Raw genomic sequence first — 19,720 nt, forward strand, 5'->3', positions numbered from 1 at the left:
GCACATACCGACCAGCCGTGCACCGCGCGCGTGCGCGCCGGCGATTGCCGCGAGCACGGCCGGATGTCGTGGCGTCTCGGTGTCCGGGCGGTTGGGCACGATCACGGTGTCGGCGGAGTCGAGCAGGGCCAGGTCTGCCAGGCCGGTCATCGTGAAGAAGTTCTGCCGCATCGGCACCTCGCGCCGGTGGGCGCAGAGCCGGAAATCGTAGAGCAGCCCGCCGACCTCGGGCCGGTCGATCCCGAACACCTCGGTCACGCAGGCCAGCTCGAACGGGTTGGACCCCTCATCGACGAGCGCCGCGACCCGGTGCAGTCCCGGCTGCGAGAAATCTTTCGACATGCGTCATTCATCGCACTGGTCGGGCACCGACCGCAACCGCGACCATGAGGCATGACCGATCGACCGAGGAATATCGACGCCGCGCTCGCCACCTTCGACGCGCTCTGGAGTCCCCGCATTCTCACGCGCGTCAACGACTGGGATGTGCGACTGGCCAAGGTGCGCGGCGAGCATCTGTGGCACGCGCACCACGACACCGACGAGTTCTTCCTCGTCCTCGACGGCACACTCGACATCGACCTGCGCGAGCCGGACGCCCCGCAACGACGAATCACCCTGCACCGCAACGACACCTACGTCGTGCCGCGCGGTGTCGACCACCGCCCGTCCTCCGTCGACGGTGCGACGCTGCTGTTGTTCGAACCGTCCGGCACCCTGACCACGGGCGACTACGCGGGCGAGGTCCCCGACCACATCACCGCGACAACGGGCACCGCCCTGGCCTGAATCGGCGCACACGGGGTCATCCGCAACTGCCGCGGGGTCGTCACCTCAGCCCGCGGTCGCGGCGAAATACGCGGTGCGCACGGCGACTTGGGGCGGGGGTGGGAAGTCCGGGTTGCCCGAGCCGAGTGGGCCGACGGCCACCTGCCAGGTACTCGACGAGGTGTCGATCGCGGTGCGGGCGTTGGATGGTTGCAGGACCACGTCGTTGCCGCCGGTGCAGGAGTACGCGCCGACCAGGCCGTCGGAGCGGCCACCCCACGCGCCGCCGACGCGGATGCGGCAGTGGCGGCCGTCGGCCAGTTCCAGCGCCCAGGGTTCGGGGGAATCGGTGCGGGCGACCGGGGTGAGGGGCGGGGTCACCGTGTAGCGGCGCAGAGTGCGCTGCCAGGGGTCGCTTGCGCACAGGAGGGTGTTGTTGCCGGGTGCCCAGCAGACATCGGCCGAATCGGCGGAGGCGCCGCAGCCGGAGTAGATGCCCGGGGTGTTCGCCGAGCGGCTGGGCTGGGCGTACTTGCAGTCCAGCGCGCCGAACGGGTCGGGGGTGGTGACGGTGAAGCCGTCGCTGGGCTGACCCGAGGCGTTCACGGCGACGACCGAGACGATGGCGGTCGCCGGTCCGGGCGACGGAGTCGACACGGTAGCCGGTCCTGCCGAGGTCGACGTGACGGGCGCCCCCGATTGCCCACTCGCCTCGGCGTGCGTCGCCGACACCGACGACGTGGGCGCATCCTCGGACGGCGCGGACGAGCACCCGGCGAGCAGAACCACACCCACCGCGGCGATGACACCGGCACACCTTGCTCGAACGTTCATGGCCACCCCTCGGTTCGACGAGCTCCGACCCTCGACTGTGCATCGGCCCGATCCGCGAAACCGTTAACCGGGCAACGATGTTCGATCGTCGCTCACCGCGATCACCTTCTCCGACAGGGTCCGTAGCGCGGTGCTCTCCCGCTGGGTCAGCCGGTCGACGAACAGGTCACGCACCAGCTCGACATGCTCGGGCGCGGCCCGGCCGAGCACCGCGCGGCCCTCTTCGGTCAGCGAGACCACGATGCCGCGGGCGTCGTCCTCGGCGGGCCTGCGGTCGACGAGTCCGCGCGCCGCCATCCTGGCCAGCTGCTTGGAGAGCCGGGACTTGTCCCAGCACACCTCACCCGCCAGTTCCTTGGCCCGCATGCACCCGTTCGGCGTCGCCGACAGCGGCACCATCAACTCGTAATCGGCCATCGACAGGCCGTGCTCAGCCAGGCCTGCCGCGATCGCCGCGTCCAGACGCTGGCGCATGCGGATATAGGCCTGCCAGGTCTGCTGCTCTTCCTCGGACAACCATCGGGTCACGGGAATGATCCTAGAACCCATTTGGTTGACATGGAAACAAAGTGACCGCAGAGCCATCCAGGAGGCGCATCCCATGCCCGCAATCACCGTCGACGACATCATGGTGCTGCCCCGGCTGCCCCGCCCCGATGTCACCGAGACCCAGCGACCCGTCCGCCAGATCGTCACCGCGTCACGCCAGCGGGAAGGCGCCGGCTTCGAGGTGACCCGGCCGTTCCCGAGCGTCGACCTGCGCTCGGCCGACCCCTTCATCCTGCTCGACCAGATGGGCCCCGTCGCTTACGAGCCGTACGAGGCCAAGGGCGCGCCCTGGCATCCGCACCGTGGTTTCGAGACCGTCACCTACATGCTCGACGGCACCATGGTCCACCACGACTCGCAGGGCGGCGGTGGCGTCATCGACGAGGGCGACACGCAGTGGATGACCGCGGGCTCCGGCATGCTGCACGACGAGCTGCCCGAGGAGAAGCTCGTCATCTCCGGCGGCACCTTCCACGGCATCCAGCTGTGGGTCAATCTGCCGCGCGCGAACAAGTTCGCCACCCCGCGCTACCAGGACCTGCGCGCCGGTGAACTGACCCTGGTCAGCTCGCACGACGGCGGCGCGCTCGTGCGCGTCATCGCCGGTGACCTCGCCGGTTTCACCGGACCCGGCTCCACCTACACCCCCATCGCCTACGCCCACGCCTCGCTCGTGCCCGGCGCGCAGCTGGAAACTCCGTGGCCCAAGGACTACACCGCGATGGCCTACGTGCTGTCGGGCAGCGGCACCGCCGGCGTCGATCGCAGGCCGATCGGCACCGGGCAGCTGGTGGTCTTCGGCAAGGGCGACGCGATCACGCTGACCGCCGACACCGCCCAGCACAGCACCACCGGCGACCTCGAGGTGCTGCTGCTCGGCGGAATGCCGTTGCGCGAACCGGTGATCCAGTACGGGCCGTTCGTCATGAACACCCGCGAGGAAATCATCGAGGCCATGGAGGATTTCCAGGCGGGCCGGATGGGCACCATCCCGGCCGAACACCGCACCGGCCGACGCCTGGGCGAATAACCGACCGGCGGTCGCGGCGATCTGGTAGGGCTCGCGCGGTTGACAACCGGACGCCCCGTCACGAAGGTGGACGGGGCCGCCCGGGCATTGAGTGTCCGGGCCCACAACCGAACCGCCGCAGACATAGAGGAATCAATGAACGTTCGCCGGCTTACCGTCAGCCTCGCCGTCGCAGGGCTGTCCCTGCTAGCCGCCCCCGCCGCCCACGCCGATCAGGTGACCGGGTCCTCGGGCACCGGCTCTTCCAGCTTCGATTCCCTTCTCAACGCGACCGGCTCGGCCAACCTGGTCCAGACCGGTTCGGCCGGCGGCGCCTTCGCCAGCTGCGACGAGGCCATCGCCGCGGGCCGCGCTCCCCTGTTCCGTGGCGAGGCGGGCTACTCCCCGCACCTCGACCCCGACGGTGACGGCTTCGCCTGCCCGACGGTCTGAGGTAGTACCGAAAAAGAACACCCGATGTGGCAGCAGCCGCGTCGGGTGTTCTTTGTTGTGTCGCCGGAATTCAGCGACGGAAGATCTTCACCAGGACCAGGCTCGCCACCAGGGCGCCCGCGCCGATCAGTGTGTATTTGACCTTCGGCTCGTTCAACTTGGCGACCACGATCGCCTTGGTGTCGTCTGCGATCCGCTGCGGATCGGCGCGCACCGCCAGTTCGTCGAGTGTCGTCGCCAACCGGGCGCGCGCGATTTCGATCTCGCGCTCGATCCGGTCGGTGTCGTCCTTGGCCACCGTCACCTCCAGTATGTGTCTGCTCGCCGACGAGTCTATCCATGCCGTCGCCGGACCCGGTCGGATACCGTGCGGTGGTGACCGACAACCATCGCCTCTCCCCCGGAGACACCGCACCCGATTTCACGCTGCCCGACGCCGACGGCAAAGACGTGTCGCTGTCGGACTACCGCGGCCGCAAGGTGATCGTCTACTTCTACCCGGCCGCGAGTACCCCCGGCTGCACCAAGCAGGCCTGCGACTTCCGCGACAATCTGGCCGAACTCGGCGGCGCGGGCCTCGACGTCATCGGCATCTCGCCGGACAAGCCCGCCAAGCTGGCCAAGTTCCGTGACGCCGAGGGCTTGAACTTCCCGCTGCTGTCCGACCCCGAGCGCGACGTGCTGAAGGAGTGGGGCGCGTTCGGCGAGAAGATGATGTACGGCAAGACCGTCACCGGCGTGATCCGTTCGACCTTCCTGGTCGACGAGCAGGGCAAGATCGAACTCGCCCAGTACAACGTCCGCGCCACCGGCCACGTCGCCAAGCTGCGCCGCGACCTGTCGGTATAGCGAGTCAGGCGAAGGTGCGGATGAAGACCTCGTAGCCGTCCAGCAGCCGCGCCAGACCGAATTCGAAATCGGCTTTCTCCCACTCGATCTCGTCGTCGTGGAAGGCGGAGGCGGACAGTGCGGCCGACACCGAGGGAAAGCGCTGCGGGTCGAGCACCCTGGCCATCACCGAGGCGAAGTCGCCGTCCTCCTCCGTCTGCAGATCCCGCACGACCCGGCGCTTGCCCACCACGAACATCGACAGGTTCATCACGAGCTGGAGCTTGACCGGCTCGGGGACCGCCGTCTCGCCGAGCAGCCGTAGCGCGGCGTCGAGCCAGGCCATGTTGTTGGGCCCCAACGGCGGCCGGTTCAGCGGGATGTCCACCCACCACGGGTGGCGGCCGATCCGCTCGAACTCCGCCCTCGCCCACTGTTCGAGGCCCGGCCGCCACGGCGTGCCCGCCGCGATCGTGGGCGGCTCGCCGACCACCCGGTCCATCAGCAGATCGATCAGCGTGTTCTTGCTGTCGACATAGCGATACAGCGACATGGCGGTGAAGCCGAGCTGCTTGGCGACCCGGTTCATCGACAGTGCCGCGTATCCCTCCGCGTCGGCCACCGCGACGGCGGCGTCGAGGATCTGATCGAGGGTGAGCCCGCGCCGTGGGCCACGCGCGCCGGGCTGCTCGAGCCCCCACATCAGCTCGACCGCCTTCGGTAACGCCGTGTCGCCGGACGTCGTCATCTGCTCCCTGCCTCCTCCGCTCGCCTCGACTCTAGCGGTGACACCTCTTGCGCCCATGAACTGCTTACTCTATAAACTATGTTTATCTCATAAACAGTTTCTCGATCGGAGAACTCATGACGCTCGAACCATCGCCCGCGCTCTCGGTGCACCGGCTGCGCAAGGCCTTCGGCGCGCGGGTCGTGCTCGACGACCTCGACCTCGAGGTCGCATCCGGCACCGTCTTCGCCCTGCTCGGACCGAACGGCGCGGGCAAGACCACGCTGGTCCGCATCCTGGCCACCCTCATCCGGCCCGATCACGGCGACGTACGCGTCTTCGGGCACGATGCCGTGCGCGCGGCCGACACCGTGCGCGGCCTGATCGGCGTCACCGGGCAGTACGCGGCCGTCGACGGCGTGCTCACCGGCGCCGAGAACCTGCGGCTCACCGGCAGGCTGCTGCACCTGGGCGCCGCCGAGACCCGGCGTCGCGGCGTCGACCTGCTCGACCGCTTCGAGCTCACCGACGCCGCCGAGCGGCCGGTCTCCGCCTATTCCGGCGGCATGCGCCGCAGACTCGACCTCGCCATGAGCCTGATGGGCAGTCCGCGCCTGGTCTTCCTGGACGAACCGACCACCGGCCTCGACCCGTGCAGCCGCCGCGACCTCTGGGCCGCGATCCGCGAGCTCGCGGCCGAGGGCACCACCGTCTTCCTCACCACGCAGTACCTCGAGGAGGCCGACCAGCTGGCCGACCGGATCGCCGTGCTCGACGGCGGGCACATCGTCGCCGACGGCACGCCGGAAGAACTCAAACGCCTCGTGCCCGGTGGCCACATCCGGTTCCGTTTCGCCGATCAGCGCCTGCTCACGGCTGCCGCGCACGCCGTCGGCGACCACGGCCACCTCGACCCCGAGCAGCTGACCCTTCAGGTGCCGTCGGACGGCAGCGCGGTCGAGATCAAGCGGCTGCTCGACCGTTTCGCCGAGCTCGACATCGCCATCGATCAGCTCAGCGTGCACACCCCCGACCTCGACGACGTCTTCTTCGCCCTGACCGGCCGGGCTCACCAGGCCGCGTCGGCCGCCTGAGCCCCCACCGAAACGAGACCGACCATGACCACCCAGTTCCACACCGTCCAGGACTCGATCACCATGCTGGACCGCAATATCCGGCACACGGTGCGCAGTCCCGACACGATGATCATGACCATCGCTCTGCCGGTGATGATCCTGCTGATGTTCGTCTACGTCTTCGGCGGCGCGATGGACGCGGGCCCAAGGCCTTACATCGACTACGTGGTACCCGGAATCATCCTGCTGTGCGCGGGTTTCGGCGCCTCGACCACCGCGGTCGCGCTGTCGACCGACCTGGCCGAGGGCATCATCGACCGGTTCCGCACCATGGCCATCGCCAGGTCGGCGGTGCTCACCGGCCATGTCGCCGGGAGCGTGCTGCGCAATCTGCTCACCTCCGCCGTCGTGATCGGGGTGGCGGTGCTGCTCGGCTTCCGGCCGACCGCCGATCCGCTGCGCTGGCTGGGCGTCCTCGGGGTGCTCGCGATGTTCGTCTTCGCGCTGTCCTGGCTCGCCGCGGCGCTGGGCCTGCTCGCCCGAAACCCGGAGGCGGCCAACGGCTTCACCTTCTTCTTCATGTTCCTGCCGTACGTGAGCAGCGCGTTCGTGCCGACCGAGACGATGCCGACCTGGTTGCACGCCTTCGCCGAGCACCAGCCGGTGACCCCGGTGATCGAGACGATGCGCGGGCTGCTGATGGGCACGCCGATCGGGGACAGCGCGCTGCTCGCCGTGCTGTGGTGCGCGGGCATCGCCGTCGCCGGCTATCTCGCCGCCGGTGTGTTGTTCCGGCGCCGAACCAGCGCCTGACGACGGAACGAGCGAGGGGCCGCGCGGCGTATCACGCGGCCCCTCGCGGGAGCTGACTCGTTGCCGGATGCGGGGGTCAGTCGGCCGATTCCGTCCGCGGGCCCTCCGGCACCGGTGCCTGGGCGGGCTGCATCCCCATCGGGATTCCCGTGCCAGGCAGGGTCGGCGCCGCGGCGGGCGTCTGCGGGACGATCGGGGCCGCCGGTTCCAGCGGCAGCGGATCATCCTGCGGCGCATCGCCGTACAGCTGGGTGGGGTAACCGAGCGGGAACTGGCTCGGGTCGATCAGCTGCGGATTCGGCGACACCGTCTCGTACGGCGAGGTGTCTGTCGGCTCGGTCGCCGGGCTCACCTCCAGCCCGCTGCCGGAGCCGACACCGCCTGCCGAGCCGGTCTCCGCCGGACCGGTGTCGGCGGTCTCGTGCATCGGGGGTGCCTGCGGCGCGATCGAACCGGCCGGGCTCGCACCCGGCTCCGACGAGACCGCGGTGTTGTCGACCCCCTGAGTCCCGTCGTTCATCACCGCGTACGCACCGCCCGCGACCAGACCACCCGCCATCAGGCTCGCCGCCGCGGCGACCATCGCCATGCCCCGCTTGGAGTGGGTAGCGACCGCGACCGGCACGTCGGCGGCGTCGCCGAGCGCGACCAGCGCGGCGCCCGCGGCAGGGGCGAACGGTGCCAGCCGGCACGGCAGCACCGGCACCCCGAATCCGGCGGCCGCCTCACGCACCGCGGGTGCGTCCGCCGACGAGCCGACGAGCACCACAGCTCCCGGCCGCACCGCGGCCGCCTCGAACTGATCCCACGCCGCCGACACTCCCGTGCGCAGCGCGTCCGGGGTGGGCGCGCCGGTCTGCGAGAAGGCGGCGAGCACCCGGTGCCTGCCGGGGTCGAGCAGCGTCATCGCCTGGTAGCCGGGGACCGCCTCGTAGACCAGCAGGTTGTCGAACTCGTCGAGCCAGGTCATCGCGCCGGCGACGAACAGGTGCGCCGACTTGGCCGAGACCAGCGAGGCCGTGTGCCACTGGGTGGCCGCGAGCCGGGTGACGATCGCGCGCCGCTCGACGGCATCGCGGTAACTCACTGCCACCCCGGCGATCTCGCGCTCGTCGTCTAGTTCGGCTGCCATCGTGTCCAGTGCCACCTGCACCGCCGCGGCGATCTCCGCCTTGCTGTCCCCGCCCGCACGCACGGTGCGCCGCAGCAGCATCCGGTCGGTGAGCGTGTCGCCCGACTCCGCGAAGGCCACCGCGTGCACGGCGCCTCGCTCGGTGCTGACGCCGAGAGTGATCACTGATCCTGCAGCCACAAGTCTTGCCTTCCCACGGGGGCAGATAACTTCGCGGTAGGTCGGTTGCGGTGAGAGATCACCGCGAATCAGCGTGCGGATGCACGCACGCTCATCTGATGATTCGTCACCAGCCCGGGCCCGGATGGGAGGAATTTCGCCCAGTTGTTGACACGCTGTCGGTAGACGCGTGTCGCGGATGTGTGGATACCGCTAGCCTGGATGGGTGGAAGTACACGCGCAGGCCCGGTCCAAGCAGAGCCGTCCGGACCCTGCGCTGGAGTTGCAGGACGACCCGCAGGAGCTGATGCCGCGCAAGCGGCCGACCCAGGAGCGCAGCAAGCGCAAGTTCGACGCGCTGCTGCAGTCGTCGCGGGAACTGCTCGTCGAGGTCGGCTTCGAATCGTTCACCTGTGAAGAGGTCGCGCAGCGCGCCGAGGTGCCGATCGGCACGCTCTACCAGTTCTTCGCCAACAAGTACGTGATCGTCTGCGAGCTCAATCGGCAAGACCTGGTTGCGGTTTCCCGTGAGCTGGCCGACTTCCACGGCGAGATCCCCTCGCTGGACTGGTTGCGGCACATGAACCAGTTCGTCGACCACCTGGCGAATCTGTGGACCACCGATCCCTCGCGGCGCGAGGTGTGGCTGGCCATGCAGTCGACCCCGTCCACCCGGGCGACGGGCGCGCTGCACGAGAAGGAATTCGCCGAGGTGGTCTCGCAGATGCTGCGGCCACTGACCCCGCGCACCCCGCGCGCCCGGCGCACGATGATGGCCGAGGTGCTCGTGCACGTCGTCTACTCGATGCTGAACTTCTCCGTGCAGGACGAACAGTCCAATGCCGACGCGGTCGCCGAACTGAAGCGGCTGATGGTCGCGTATCTCCTGGTCGCGGAAAAAGAATCGCGGCATGACCGCCACCCCGAGTCTTCGGCCGACAGCTAGGTAGCGACGCACGTCGGCGACCGGGCCTGCGGTGAGTAACTCGCCGGGTTCTGGGCGTTCCCGGCGAGTTACCCATGTACTCACGAGATCAGTTGTTTCGCTGGCCCGCGGTCAGTGTCGTCCTTCGATGAGGTCGGCCAGTTCGCCCGGGTCCTCCAGCACCACCATGGCGGCTGCCGTGTCCCCGTCGTGGGTCAGGGACAGGTGGACCCGCGCGCGGGGCAGGAACTCCGCGGCCAGGCCGTGCAGTTTGATGCTCGGCCTGCCCCACGCGTCGTTGACGACTTCGATCAGCGGATACGGGTTGTCCCCGATCTGCGGGCTGCGCGCGAAGCGAGACGATGCCCAGGCCTTGAGCACCGCCTCCTTCGCGGCCCAGCGTGCGGCGAAGCTGCGGGCCGGGTCCGTCTGCTTGCTCTGGCAGTAGCGGCGTTCACCAGCGGTGAAGCTCTCCCTGAGCATCGTCGTCCCCGACCGTTGCAGCTGCTCGGCGAACTCGGAGATGGTCACCAAGTCCAAACCGATACCCAGAATCGTCACGAAGGGGCAGCCTACGACGCTTCGGTCGACTGCGGAGCGATTTGCCCAGTGCCGCAACCCCATCCGTTCGCCCGGTACACACCCTCGCTGTCGAGCCTGGCCTCCGGCGAGAGCAGCATGTCGGCCTCGAGCTGACGGATCTGCTTGGCCGGGGTGCCGTCGGCGCCCAGGCGACGATCCGCCGGCTTCTCGTACAGTGCCGCGCCGCCGCACATGGCCTCGGCGAAGCGCTGCCTGCCCGCGAGCTGACGCGCCTGCGCCCGCTCCTGGTACTCGGCCCTTGCCGTCGGCTCGATCGCGGCCAGGAATGCCTGCGGATGAACCACCGCGAGCAGACCGGACACGTGGCCGAAGCCGAGCGAGGTCACCAGACCGGCCTTGAGCGCGAACTTGTCACCGAAGCGCAGCGGTTCGCGCGCCCACACCAGGTGCGGGTAGGCAGCCATCTTCTCGTCGACACAGTCCAGGCTCCGGTTCGGCGGCACCACACCGTTTTCCAGCACCTGGCACAGGCCGATGAGCTGGAAGGCCGCCGCGCCGCCCTTGGCGTGGCCGGTGAGGCTCTTCTGCGAGACCACGAACATGGGGGCGCCGTCGGTGCGGCCCAGCGCGCCGGCGAGCCGCTCGTGCAACTCCGACTCGTTGGGGTCGTTGGCCGCGGTGGACGTGTCGTGCTTGGAGATCACCGCGATGTCGTCGGCCGTGACGCCGAGCTTGCGCAGTTCGGCGGCCAGACGCGAGCCGCTACCACCGCGGCCCGCGCCCAGCGCACCGAGACCCGGCGCGGGGATGGAGGTGTGCACGCCGTCGGCGAAGGACTGCGCGAAGGCGAGCACGCCGAGCACCGGCAGACCCATCTCCACGGCCACGTCACCGCGGGCAAGCAGCACCGTGCCACCACCCTGCGATTCCACGAACCCGCCGCGACGGCGGTCGTTGGCGCGGGAGAAGTAGCGATCGCTGATGCCCTTGGCGCGCATGGCCGCCGAGTCCGCGGTGGCCGACATGTCACCGAAGCCGACGATGCCTTCGATGCCGAGATCGTCGTAACCACCGGCGACCACGACCTCGGCCTTGCCGAGCCGGATCTTGTCGACGGCTTCCTCCACCGACACCGCCGCCGTGGCGCACGCCGCGACCGGGTGCACCATGGCGCCGTAGCTGCCGACATAGGACTGCACGACGTGCGCGAGCGCGACGTTGGGCAGCGCCTCCTGGAGGATGTCGTTCGGGCGCGGCTCGCCGAGCAGGTTGTCGACGTAGAGCGAGCGCATCGAGGACATGCCGCCCATGCCGGTGCCCTGGGTGTTGGCGACCAGGCTCGGGTGCACCCAGCTCATCAGCTCGTCGGGGCTGAAGCCGGCGCCGACGAACGCGTCGACGGTGCAGACGATGTTCCACAGCGCGACCCGGTCGATCGAAGCGGCCATATCGGCGGAGACGCCCCATATCGTGGGGTCCCAGCCGGTCGGGATCTGACCACCGACGACGCGCGAGAGCTTCGCCTTGCGCGGCACCCGGATCTCGGTGCCCGCCTGACGGGTGACGGTCCAGTCGCTCGAATCCGCGACCGGGCTGATCACCGTGTGCTCGGGATCGGCGGTGTGGAAGGCGCGCGCCTCGGCCTCGCTGGCGACCGTGAAGCTCAGGTCCTGGTCGAGGAAGACCGAGGTGAGCAGCGGCGCCGCGTTGTCGAGCATCGCGCCGTCGTCCTCGTAGCGGCGCACGCCGCAGCGCTCGACGACGGTGTCGTGGTAGCGCTCGGCCAGCTCGCCCTCCGGCACGAAGTCCCCGGATTCGGTGTCGTACCAGCCCGGCTTCGGGTCGTTCTCCCAGCGGATCAGACCGGTGGTCCAGGCCAGCTCGAGCACGCCGGCGGCCGAGAGCTTGTCCTCGACCTCCATCTCGAAACGGGTGCGCGAGGAGCCGTACGGGCCGAGCTCGGCGGCGCCGACGATGACGACCATGTCGGCCAGGTCGGCGGTCACCTCACCCCATTCCGGCACCGGCAGCGCCGAACTCAGGGTCGGCGGCGCGGGCAGCGCGGCGATGGTCGCGGCGGTGGCCGCTTCCTCCTCGCTCGCGGCCGCGGCCTCCTGGGCCTGCTTGGCCAGCGCGGGCAGGTCGAGCTTGGCGCGCGCCAGACCACCGGTGAGGTCGATCTGCTGCGGCCCGGTCTCGGTCACCTGACGGGCCCGCGAGGTGCACCACTTGAGCAGCTCGTCGGCCATCTCGGTGGTCGACCAGGTGTGCACGCCGGCCTTCTCCACGGCCTCGACCATCGGGTCGTTGTGGCCCATCAGCCCGGTGCCGCGCACCCAGCCGATCAGCGCGTGCACCATGGTGACCCGCGCGGACCACGACTTCTCGGCCCGCCACCGGGTGACCACCGCGTCGAGCGCGGCCTTGGACTCGCCGTAGGCGCCGTCGCCACCGAAGAGGCCACGGTTGGGCGAACCCGGCAGCACCACATGCAGTTTCGCGTCGACGTCGTGGTCGGCCCCGAGGGCGGACAACCCGCCGATCAGCCGCTCGACCGACCAGAGCAGGACCCGCATCTCCATCTCGGCGCGGGCGCCCGCGGCGGCGAGATCACCGGCGACGCGCGGTGCCGCGAACGGCAGCAGCAGCGTCGGGGTCATGGCGTCCTTGACCTTGATCTTGGCGCCACCCGCGTTGTCGACCTGTTCGGTGCCGACCCACTCGATCAGCGCGTCCAGGTCCTGGTAGGAGGCCATGTTCGCCGGGACGACCCACAGCGCCGCGCCGTGGCGGGCGTTGTCGCGGTACAGCGAGCGGTAGAACCGCAGCCGCTCGTCGTTCAGGCGAGAGGTGGTGACCACGACAGTGGCGCCACCGGAGAGCAGCTTGCCGGTGACCGCGGCCGCGATGGAACCCTTGCTGGCGCCGGTGATCACGGCGACATCGTCGGACCACAGACCGGGATCGGTGGTGTCGAGCGCGGCCTCCGCGATCTGGGCGTACACCCCGGCCAGCACCGAGCGGGCCTCGTGCATCGCCCGCTGACGCCACCAGTTCGCCTGCGCGGCAATGGCTTCGCCCGCGCCGACGTAGCCGGCGATCGACTGCTCGGCGGTGGCGGCGTCGTCGCCCAGCCACATGGTGGCCAGATCCTCGCGGGCGGTGGCCCAGCGGTCGTCGATCAGGACGGCCTTGCGGGCGTCGAACGCCGGCGCGACCAGCCGCGGCCAGTCCGTGCCGAGTTCGGCCGAGACGAGGTCGACGAGGGTGTCCTCGGTGGCCTCGGGCGCGCTGACCTGCTCGCTGAGGCCGAGCTGCTCGAGGATGACCCTGGCGGCGGTGGCGAGCACGCCGTCGCGGCCGGTGATCTGCTCGGTGAACTCGCCCAGCGCCGCCGCGTCGACGGTGCCGCCGGACGCGCCGCCCGCCGCGGGCAGCGAGACCGCGACCCCACGCCGGGCCGCCACCGACTGCACGGCGGCGTCGATGGCCGCGTCGACCGAAGCCGCGTCGCTCAGTGCACCGCCGACGAGTCCGCCGAGGTCGCCGCCGCGCACGCTGGCGCCTTCGCGGGTGCCGAGCGAGACCTCGGCGGTGACGTGGCTGGCCCAGCCGTCGCCCAGTTCCCAGACCTTCTTGACCCGGTCGGCGATGGCGGCGGGCCGCTTGCCGGAGGGGCCGAAGACCTTGCGCAGGTGGTCGCCGATGGCATCGGTGAGCACGGTGCCGAACGGCTTGTAGGTGCGGGCCAGGCGCTCGACGGTGGCGGACAGGGCGCCCATGTCGGCATCGGCGGCACCGTCGATGGCGCCGAGCGAGAGCTCGGAGCCGAGGTCGACCAGCAGCTGGTTGCGGCGCGATGACACGCCGTCGCAGAGGCCTTCGATCGTGTCGACCGGGCCGATCTGGTCGAGCCGCAGCTTGGTCCACAGCGCGATCAGCACGCGGGTGGCGTCGGCGGCGGAGAAGGAGATGTCGTCGGGACGCGGGCCACCGGTGGCGACCGGCGCGGCGACCGGTGCGGCCGCGGCGGCGGGGACGGCCGCCGGCGCCTCGGCCGGGGTCTCCTCGATGTCGTCGACCGGGGCGGGATCGGTATCGGTGGCGTAGACGACCGCGGCATCGCGCTCGACATTGACCACCTCGACCGTCGCCCCGCCGAACGCGGGCAGCTTCAGCGTCTGCGAGGCCAGGTTGGCCACCGTCGGGGTGGCGCCCAAGCCGATCTCGACGAACCGCTCCACGCCGAGGCCACCGTGCGCGGCGTCGGTGAACAGCAGGTCCTGGGTCTCGATCCAGCGCACCGGGCTGGCGAACTGCCAGGCCAGCAGCTCGATCAGCACCACGCGGCACAGTTCGGCCTCGCGCGCGGCCCAGCTGTCGAAGTCGGCCAGCACCGCGGACAGCGGCTCGGACGGCACGAGTTCGGCGATCTCGGTGAGGAATTCGCGTTCCAGCGAGAACGGGCGCGGCACCAGGTTCGGGATGTAGCGGCCGACGAGCACCTCCGGGTGCACCTCGGTGGGCAGCAGCTGCCCGAGCTTGTGCCGGAACTCGGGAACACCGTCGCGCAGCACCGAGGAGTGGAACGGCACGTCGATGCCGGGCACCAGGATGAACGCCCGCTTGCCACCGAATTCCTCGCGGCGCCGGTCGATCTCGGTCTCGAGCGCCTCGAGTCCGGCGACCGTGCCCGCGATGGCGTACTGCGAGCCGCGCAGGTTCAGGTTCACGACCTCGAGGAACTCCCCGGTCGCCGCGCCGATGCCGTTGACGAAGTCGATGACCTCGGCATCCGGCAGCCCGATCTGCGACGGGCGGATGGCGGCCATCCGGTAGTCGCTGCGGCCCTGCGCGTCACGCGGGACCAGCTCGTGCATGGCCGAGCCACGCTGGAACACCACCTCGAGCACGGCCTCCAGCGGCAGCACCCCGGCGACGGCGGCGAGTGCGTTGTACTCACCGACCGAGTGACCCGCCAGCATCGCGCCCTCGACGAAGGCGCCCGCCTCGCGCAGCTCGGCGACCTGGGCGACGCCGAGGGTCGCCATGGCGACCTGGGTGAACTGGGTCAGGTGCAGCACGCCGTCCGGGTGCCGGTGTTCGACACCGCGCGCCTTGAGGTAGGTCGGGTTGTCGCGCACCACCGCCAGGATCGAGAAACCGAGGGCTTCGCGGGTGTGCGCGTCGGCACGCTCCCACACCTGCTTGGCCGCCTTCGAGCGGGTCAGCGCGTCCAGACCCATCCCCTTGCGCTGGATGCCCTGGCCCGGGAAGGCGTAGACGGTCTTCGGGGCGGCGGTGCGCCCGGTCGCGGTCATGACCAGGTCACCGTCGACACGGCAGGAGACCTCGACGATCTCGCTGCCCGCGTCCACCGCGATCCGCTCCACTCGCACGTCCACGGTCGCGCCGGGGCGCACCATGCCGAGGAACCGGGTGGTCCATGCCGTGAGAGTGCGTGCGGGAACGGAGCTTTCGGGATCCACCGCGACGACCGCGTGCTGGGCGGCGGCCGAGAGCCACATGCCGTGCACGATCGGGCTGCCGAGACCGGCCAGCTTGGCGGCGGCGTCGGAGGTGTGGATCGGGTTGTGATCGCCGGAGACGGCGGCGAAGGCGTGCATGGCGCGCGGGGCGGCCATGGTGACATCGCGGCGACGGCGGCGCGGGGTGTCGGTGGCGTCGGCGGAGACCGCACCGGCCGCGCGCGGCGGATCGGTCAGCTCGCCGGCGCCGTTGCGGCCGCGGATGGCGAACCGCTCGACCAGCCGGGCCAGCGGCGCCGCCTCGAGCCCCTGATCGAGGATCAGGCCGACCGTGACGGCCACCTCGACGACCCGGCCCATATCGGTATCGACGACCGCGCCGCTCTCGGCCCGCACCACGAGAATGCCGGTCTCCGAGGGCAGTTCGTCGAGCAGCTCGATCTGATGATCCAGGTGGACCAGATCCAGCATGCCCTCGATCACCGAACCGTTGTGTGCGGTACGCGCCGCGCCGAGCACCGCGAACACCGCGGGCCAGCAGGCGCCGACCAGCACGTCGGGCGCGGTGCGACCGAGGGTGCTCAGCGTGGCGGGCAGACCCGAACCGGTAACCCCGGCGTGGTCGGCGACCAGGTCCGGCATCCAGGCCAGGTTGAGGTGTGCCACACCGGCTTTCGCCTCGGGCAGCGACTGACCGGCGGCCACGCCGAGCAGCGCCGACATGGCGGTCTCGGCATCGGCTTCGGTGATCACCGGCGCGCCACCGGAGTAGATGCTCACCGGCACGGTGATCCGGATCTTCACCGCGTCCCGGCCGAGCAGCGGTACAGCGAGCTCGACGTAGCCGAAATCGGCTTCGGGACCGGAGATCTCGGTCAGCGTCGCGCCGGTGCCCTGATGCACCGCGCTCCCCTGCTCGACGACCCACTCGCCGACGGCACCGAGGCGGTGCACCGGGTTGACGGTGGTGCGGCCCGCCCACTGCACGTCGGGGGCGGCGAGCACGGTGTCGATCGGGCCGGTCACGACACCGGCGACACGGCGCGCGTCGACCGGCGCGGGCACGACGCCCGCCCGGACCAGGCTGTAGGCGGTGTCCTGCTCGAAGCGGTCGAGCAGCTCGCCCACCGGCTCGTCGACCCGGGTGATGCCGGCGACCGCGACGGTACCGGGGATGACACACACCTGATCGGCCGAGTAGCGCGGATCATGGGCCTGCCACAGCGAATCCGAGCGCCACCAGCGGCGCACATCCGCGTTGACGACGGGCACGAAGTTCACCGGCTTGCCCGGCGTCTTGCACAGCGAGACGAAGAACGGCACGTCGGCCGGGTGCAGCACGGTCTCGGCGACGCTGGGGTACTGCTTCTTCAGCGCGCACAGCGCCTGCACCGGGTGCTCGAACGCCTCGTCGTCGGCGAACAGCGTCTCGATCTCGCCGCTGTCGGCGGGGTGCAGCCGGGCTTCGGTGCGCCGCATCATCTCCGCGAACCGGTCGCGCCAGCTGATGTCGAGCCAGTCCGAGCGGGTGGCATCGATGATCGCGTCGCCGATGTCGCTGCCGCAGTCGAAGGAGATCGGGACCTCACTCGAGACCGCCAGCGAGACATAGCGTTCCAGCCACTGCTGGTAGGTCATGGTGGCGACGTCGCCGAAGTAGGGCTTGGCGGTGGCGTCGAGCGCCGCGATGATCTCCGCGCGCCGGGCGGCAACGGCCTCGGCGTCACCGGCGACCTCGTCGAGCAGGCGGCCCGTGCGCGAGGCGGCGTTGTCGATCTCGTGGATGTCGGCGCCCAGCTGGCTGCGGCCCGAGGCCATGCCACCGGAGGCGGTGCCCGCGCCGACCCAGTCGGGGGTGCCGGGGGTGTCGACGAGCAGCTGCTTGACCTCGGGGGCGGTGGTCGCCTCGAGGGTCGCCATGGCGGCGGTGCCGACCAGCACGCCGTCCAGCGGCATCGCCGGGTAGCCGTGGTTGGTGGCCCAGGTGCCGGTCAGGTAGTCGGTGGCCCGCTCGGGGGTGCCGATGCCGCCGCCGACGCAGATCACGACATTGGCGCGGTTGCGCAGCTCGGCGTAGGTGGCCAGCAGCAGGTCGTCCAGGTCCTCCCAGGAGTGGTGCCCGCCGGCCTTGCCGCCCTCGATGTGCATGATCACCGGGTAGTCCGGCACGGCGTCGGCGATGCGCAGCACGGCGCGGATCTGGGCGACAGTGCCCGGCTTGAACGCGACGTGGCTGATGCCCGCCTCGGTCAGCTCCTCGATCAGCGCGACGGCCTCGTCCAGCTCGGGAATGCCCGCGGTGACGATCACGCCGTCCAGCGGCGCACCCGCGGCGCGCGCCTTCTGCACCAGGCGCTTGCCGCCCAGCTGCAGCTTCCACAGGTAGGGGTCGAGGAACAGCGAGTTGAACTGCACCGCGCGGCCCGGCTGCAGCAGCTGGCGCAGCTCGGTCATCCGGTCGGCGAAGATCTGCTCGGTGACCTGACCGCCACCGGCCAGTTCGGCCCAGTGGCCCGCATTGGCCGCGGCCGCGACGATTTGCGCGTCGACGGTGGTCGGGGTCATGCCGGCGAGCAGGATCGGCGAGCGGCCGGTGAGCTTGGTGAACGCGGTCTCCACGACGATGCGCCCGTTGGGCAGCCGCACCGGCTTGGGCGCGAACGCCGACCACGGGGTGGCGGCTTCGGGGGCCGCGCCCGGGGTGAGCAGGCTGCGCTGGCCGGGGCGGGTGGCGGCGGCGACAACGCCGACGCCGGTGCCCTTGAGCGAACCGCCGGTGACCCGCGAGAGCAGGTCGCCGGGGCCGAGATCCAGGATCCACTCCGCGCCCGCCTCGACGACGGCGTCGACGGTGGCGACCCAGTCGATCGAGTCGACCAGGATCTGCTGGGTCAGCGAGGCGGCGAGCTCGGCGTCGAGGTCGCACTGGCGGGCCCAGCCCGCGACCAGGTCGACGGTCTCGGCCAGGGCCGGGTGATGGAAGGCGATGTCGACGGCGACGTCCTCGAACACCGGCGCGAACACCGCACCGCCGCGAACCTTGCTCTCCCGCTCGCGCGTCTGCTCGTCATGCAGCTGCGCGCACTTGGCCCGCACCCGGTCGAGCTGGGCGGGCGCACCCGACAGCACGACCCGCCTGCGGCCGTTGCGGATCGACACCACCGCGGCGAGCGCGGGATCGACACCTTCGGCGACTTCGGCGACGATCGCCCGCAGCTGCTCCGGATCGACATTGGACACCGCGACCATCGGCGAGCGCTCGCCCACCGGCATCAGCCCGCGCCTGCGCGCGACGAGCCCGGCAGCGGCGCCGACGAGCTGGGCGATGGCCAGCAGCTCCGCGTCGCGCGCGCCGCCCGCCTCGACCGCGGCGGCGGCGAACAGACCCTGCGAATGCCCGACGATCGCGACCGGCGGACGCTCGGCCGTGTCGAGACCCTGCAGACGCAGCGCCCTGGTGGCCGCGAGCTGGGAAAGCAGCACGCCGGGCATCGACACGGCCGCCGAGCGGAGCACCGAGTCCGCGGGCGCCGACGAGGGCTCCTCCGGCTCGTCCAGCTCACTCTCGAGCATCCAGCCCATCGGGTCGAAGCCGCCGGGACGCACCACCAGCAACTGCGAAGCAACCGGCTCGATCAGCGCCGCGGCCTCGTGCACCAGCGCGGTCAGCTCGGGTTCGAGCGCGCTGTCGCGACCGATCTCCTCGAGCTCGCTCAGCCACTGCGCACCCTGCCCACCGAACGCCAACGCATACCCTGCCCCGTTGCGCAGCTGCTCCACCAGCGCCGCGCGGACACCCGACGCCTGGCCACGACCACCAGCTTTCGCGGTCGACCCCATGCCCATCTCGGTGCTCTCGTTGATCGTCAAGACGCTCGACTTCCTTCTCCTGGCGCTCCGCCCACCGACGGCACGCACACGTATCCGGCAGCCCCTCGGGCCTGTTGAAAGCCACGATCGCACAAAATCATGAGGAAAGCCTCACGTTTCTCGCCCCCCACGCCAGCTACCGCCGAGTATTCCTGCACGCCCGTACCAGAATTATCTGAAACGTGACTCCGCCTCATGTTTGAACGTGCAGGTGGGGCCTGTTACTTCGCTTCGCAAACATGAGTGGCCCTCACATTGAGGGTTACCAAATCGTTATAACCCCAGGTCGTGTTACCGACGAGTACGACATGCCGCCCCAACGCTTCGCGTAGCCGGATTTGCCCGGTAGAGTTTGGACGGTCGTACACATCCAGCGCGAGTGGCGAAATTGGCAGACGCGCCAGATTTAGGTTCTGGTGTCCACGGACGTAGGGGTTCAAGTCCCCTCTCGCGCACAGATTTGTGGCAGACGTGCCACTTTCCGGTGAATCCGTGTTCGAGTGCACTCGCACACGGAGGTTTCCCGTGAACCACGGCCCTGAACC

14 protein-coding genes, 1 tRNA gene and 1 pseudogene are annotated in these 19,720 nt (G+C 70.3%); 8 read left to right on the forward strand and 8 right to left on the reverse strand.

The window, feature by feature from the left end:
• Positions 1-342: pseudogene (locus ACFWPJ_RS05890) on the reverse strand (AraC family transcriptional regulator); the annotation flags it as partial.
• Positions 343-393: 51 nt separating this feature from the next.
• Here ACFWPJ_RS05890 and ACFWPJ_RS05895 point away from each other — a divergent pair.
• On the forward strand, positions 394-789 hold the full coding sequence (locus tag ACFWPJ_RS05895) for a cupin domain-containing protein (protein WP_378847692.1): 396 nt from the start codon (positions 394-396) through the stop codon (positions 787-789).
• 45 nt (positions 790-834) lie between these two features.
• Here ACFWPJ_RS05895 and ACFWPJ_RS05900 read toward each other — a convergent pair whose 3' ends face one another.
• Positions 835-1,602: a hypothetical protein gene (locus tag ACFWPJ_RS05900; protein WP_378847694.1), complete on the reverse strand. Its 768-nt coding sequence runs from the start codon at positions 1,600-1,602 to the stop codon at positions 835-837.
• Positions 1,603-1,665: 63 nt separating this feature from the next.
• Entirely contained in the window at positions 1,666-2,130 is a 465-nt protein-coding gene (locus ACFWPJ_RS05905) for a MarR family winged helix-turn-helix transcriptional regulator (RefSeq protein WP_378847696.1), read from the reverse strand.
• 73 nt (positions 2,131-2,203) lie between these two features.
• Between ACFWPJ_RS05905 and ACFWPJ_RS05910 the strand changes: the two genes are divergently transcribed.
• Positions 2,204-3,181: a pirin family protein gene (locus ACFWPJ_RS05910; RefSeq protein ID WP_378847698.1), complete on the forward strand. Its 978-nt coding sequence runs from the start codon at positions 2,204-2,206 to the stop codon at positions 3,179-3,181.
• Between the two features lie 135 nt (positions 3,182-3,316).
• Entirely contained in the window at positions 3,317-3,613 is a 297-nt protein-coding gene (locus tag ACFWPJ_RS05915) for an excalibur calcium-binding domain-containing protein (RefSeq protein ID WP_378847700.1), read from the forward strand.
• A gap of 70 nt (positions 3,614-3,683) precedes the next feature.
• Here the strand turns inward: ACFWPJ_RS05915 and ACFWPJ_RS05920 are convergent, their stop codons facing one another.
• A complete protein-coding gene (locus tag ACFWPJ_RS05920) occupies positions 3,684-3,917 on the reverse strand; it encodes a DUF3618 domain-containing protein (protein WP_378847701.1) in 234 nt (77 codons plus the stop codon).
• 71 nt (positions 3,918-3,988) lie between these two features.
• On the opposite strand from ACFWPJ_RS05920, the gene bcp reads away from it, so the two are divergent.
• A complete protein-coding gene (gene bcp / locus ACFWPJ_RS05925) occupies positions 3,989-4,462 on the forward strand; it encodes a thioredoxin-dependent thiol peroxidase (RefSeq protein WP_189032858.1) in 474 nt (157 codons plus the stop codon).
• A gap of 4 nt (positions 4,463-4,466) precedes the next feature.
• Here the strand turns inward: bcp and ACFWPJ_RS05930 are convergent, their stop codons facing one another.
• Entirely contained in the window at positions 4,467-5,189 is a 723-nt protein-coding gene (locus ACFWPJ_RS05930) for a TetR/AcrR family transcriptional regulator (protein WP_378847704.1), read from the reverse strand.
• A 116-nt stretch (positions 5,190-5,305) separates the two neighbouring features.
• Here ACFWPJ_RS05930 and ACFWPJ_RS05935 point away from each other — a divergent pair, with 116 nt between their 5' ends.
• Complete coding sequence (locus ACFWPJ_RS05935) at positions 5,306-6,262, forward strand: ATP-binding cassette domain-containing protein (RefSeq protein ID WP_378847707.1); 957 nt, start codon at positions 5,306-5,308, stop codon at positions 6,260-6,262.
• A gap of 24 nt (positions 6,263-6,286) precedes the next feature.
• Positions 6,287-7,057: an ABC transporter permease gene (locus ACFWPJ_RS05940; RefSeq protein ID WP_378847709.1), complete on the forward strand. Its 771-nt coding sequence runs from the start codon at positions 6,287-6,289 to the stop codon at positions 7,055-7,057.
• 76 nt (positions 7,058-7,133) lie between these two features.
• On the opposite strand, the gene ACFWPJ_RS05945 is transcribed toward ACFWPJ_RS05940, so the two are convergent.
• Complete coding sequence (locus ACFWPJ_RS05945) at positions 7,134-8,354, reverse strand: hypothetical protein (protein WP_378847712.1); 1,221 nt, start codon at positions 8,352-8,354, stop codon at positions 7,134-7,136.
• Positions 8,355-8,655: 301 nt separating this feature from the next.
• Here ACFWPJ_RS05945 and ACFWPJ_RS05950 point away from each other — a divergent pair, with 301 nt between their 5' ends.
• On the forward strand, positions 8,656-9,294 hold the full coding sequence (locus ACFWPJ_RS05950; RefSeq protein ID WP_378847716.1) for a TetR family transcriptional regulator: 639 nt from the start codon (positions 8,656-8,658) through the stop codon (positions 9,292-9,294).
• Between the two features lie 111 nt (positions 9,295-9,405).
• Here the strand turns inward: ACFWPJ_RS05950 and ACFWPJ_RS05955 are convergent, their stop codons facing one another.
• Positions 9,406-9,834 (reverse strand): holo-ACP synthase, encoded by a 429-nt coding sequence (locus ACFWPJ_RS05955; protein WP_019045582.1) that lies wholly within the window; start codon positions 9,832-9,834, stop codon positions 9,406-9,408.
• A gap of 11 nt (positions 9,835-9,845) precedes the next feature.
• Positions 9,846-19,175, reverse strand: coding sequence for a fatty acid synthase subunit beta domain-containing protein (locus ACFWPJ_RS05960; protein ID WP_378847714.1), 9,330 nt, complete (start codon positions 19,173-19,175; stop codon positions 9,846-9,848).
• Positions 19,176-19,548: 373 nt separating this feature from the next.
• Here ACFWPJ_RS05960 and ACFWPJ_RS05965 point away from each other — a divergent pair.
• Positions 19,549-19,630, forward strand: a tRNA-Leu gene (locus ACFWPJ_RS05965).
• Positions 19,631-19,720 lie beyond the last annotated feature (90 nt).

Source organism: Nocardia sp. NPDC058497 (genome assembly GCF_042720195.1).
Classification (GTDB): Bacteria; Actinomycetota; Actinomycetes; order Mycobacteriales; family Mycobacteriaceae; genus Nocardia.

Bases quoted from the DNA above. Each gene is read 5' to 3' on its own strand.
- ACFWPJ_RS05895 (WP_378847692.1), top strand. From the start codon at position 394: ATGACCGATCGACCGAGGAATATCGACGCCGCGCTCGCCACCTTCGAC.
- ACFWPJ_RS05935 (WP_378847707.1), top strand. From the start codon at position 5,306: ATGACGCTCGAACCATCGCCCGCGCTCTCGGTGCACCGGCTGCGCAAG.
- ACFWPJ_RS05915 (WP_378847700.1), top strand. From the start codon at position 3,317: ATGAACGTTCGCCGGCTTACCGTCAGCCTCGCCGTCGCAGGGCTGTCC.
- ACFWPJ_RS05930 (WP_378847704.1), bottom strand. From the start codon at position 5,189: ATGACGACGTCCGGCGACACGGCGTTACCGAAGGCGGTCGAGCTGATG.
- ACFWPJ_RS05910 (WP_378847698.1), top strand. From the start codon at position 2,204: ATGCCCGCAATCACCGTCGACGACATCATGGTGCTGCCCCGGCTGCCC.
- ACFWPJ_RS05950 (WP_378847716.1), top strand. From the start codon at position 8,656: ATGCCGCGCAAGCGGCCGACCCAGGAGCGCAGCAAGCGCAAGTTCGAC.
- ACFWPJ_RS05900 (WP_378847694.1), bottom strand. From the start codon at position 1,602: ATGAACGTTCGAGCAAGGTGTGCCGGTGTCATCGCCGCGGTGGGTGTG.
- ACFWPJ_RS05940 (WP_378847709.1), top strand. From the start codon at position 6,287: ATGACCACCCAGTTCCACACCGTCCAGGACTCGATCACCATGCTGGAC.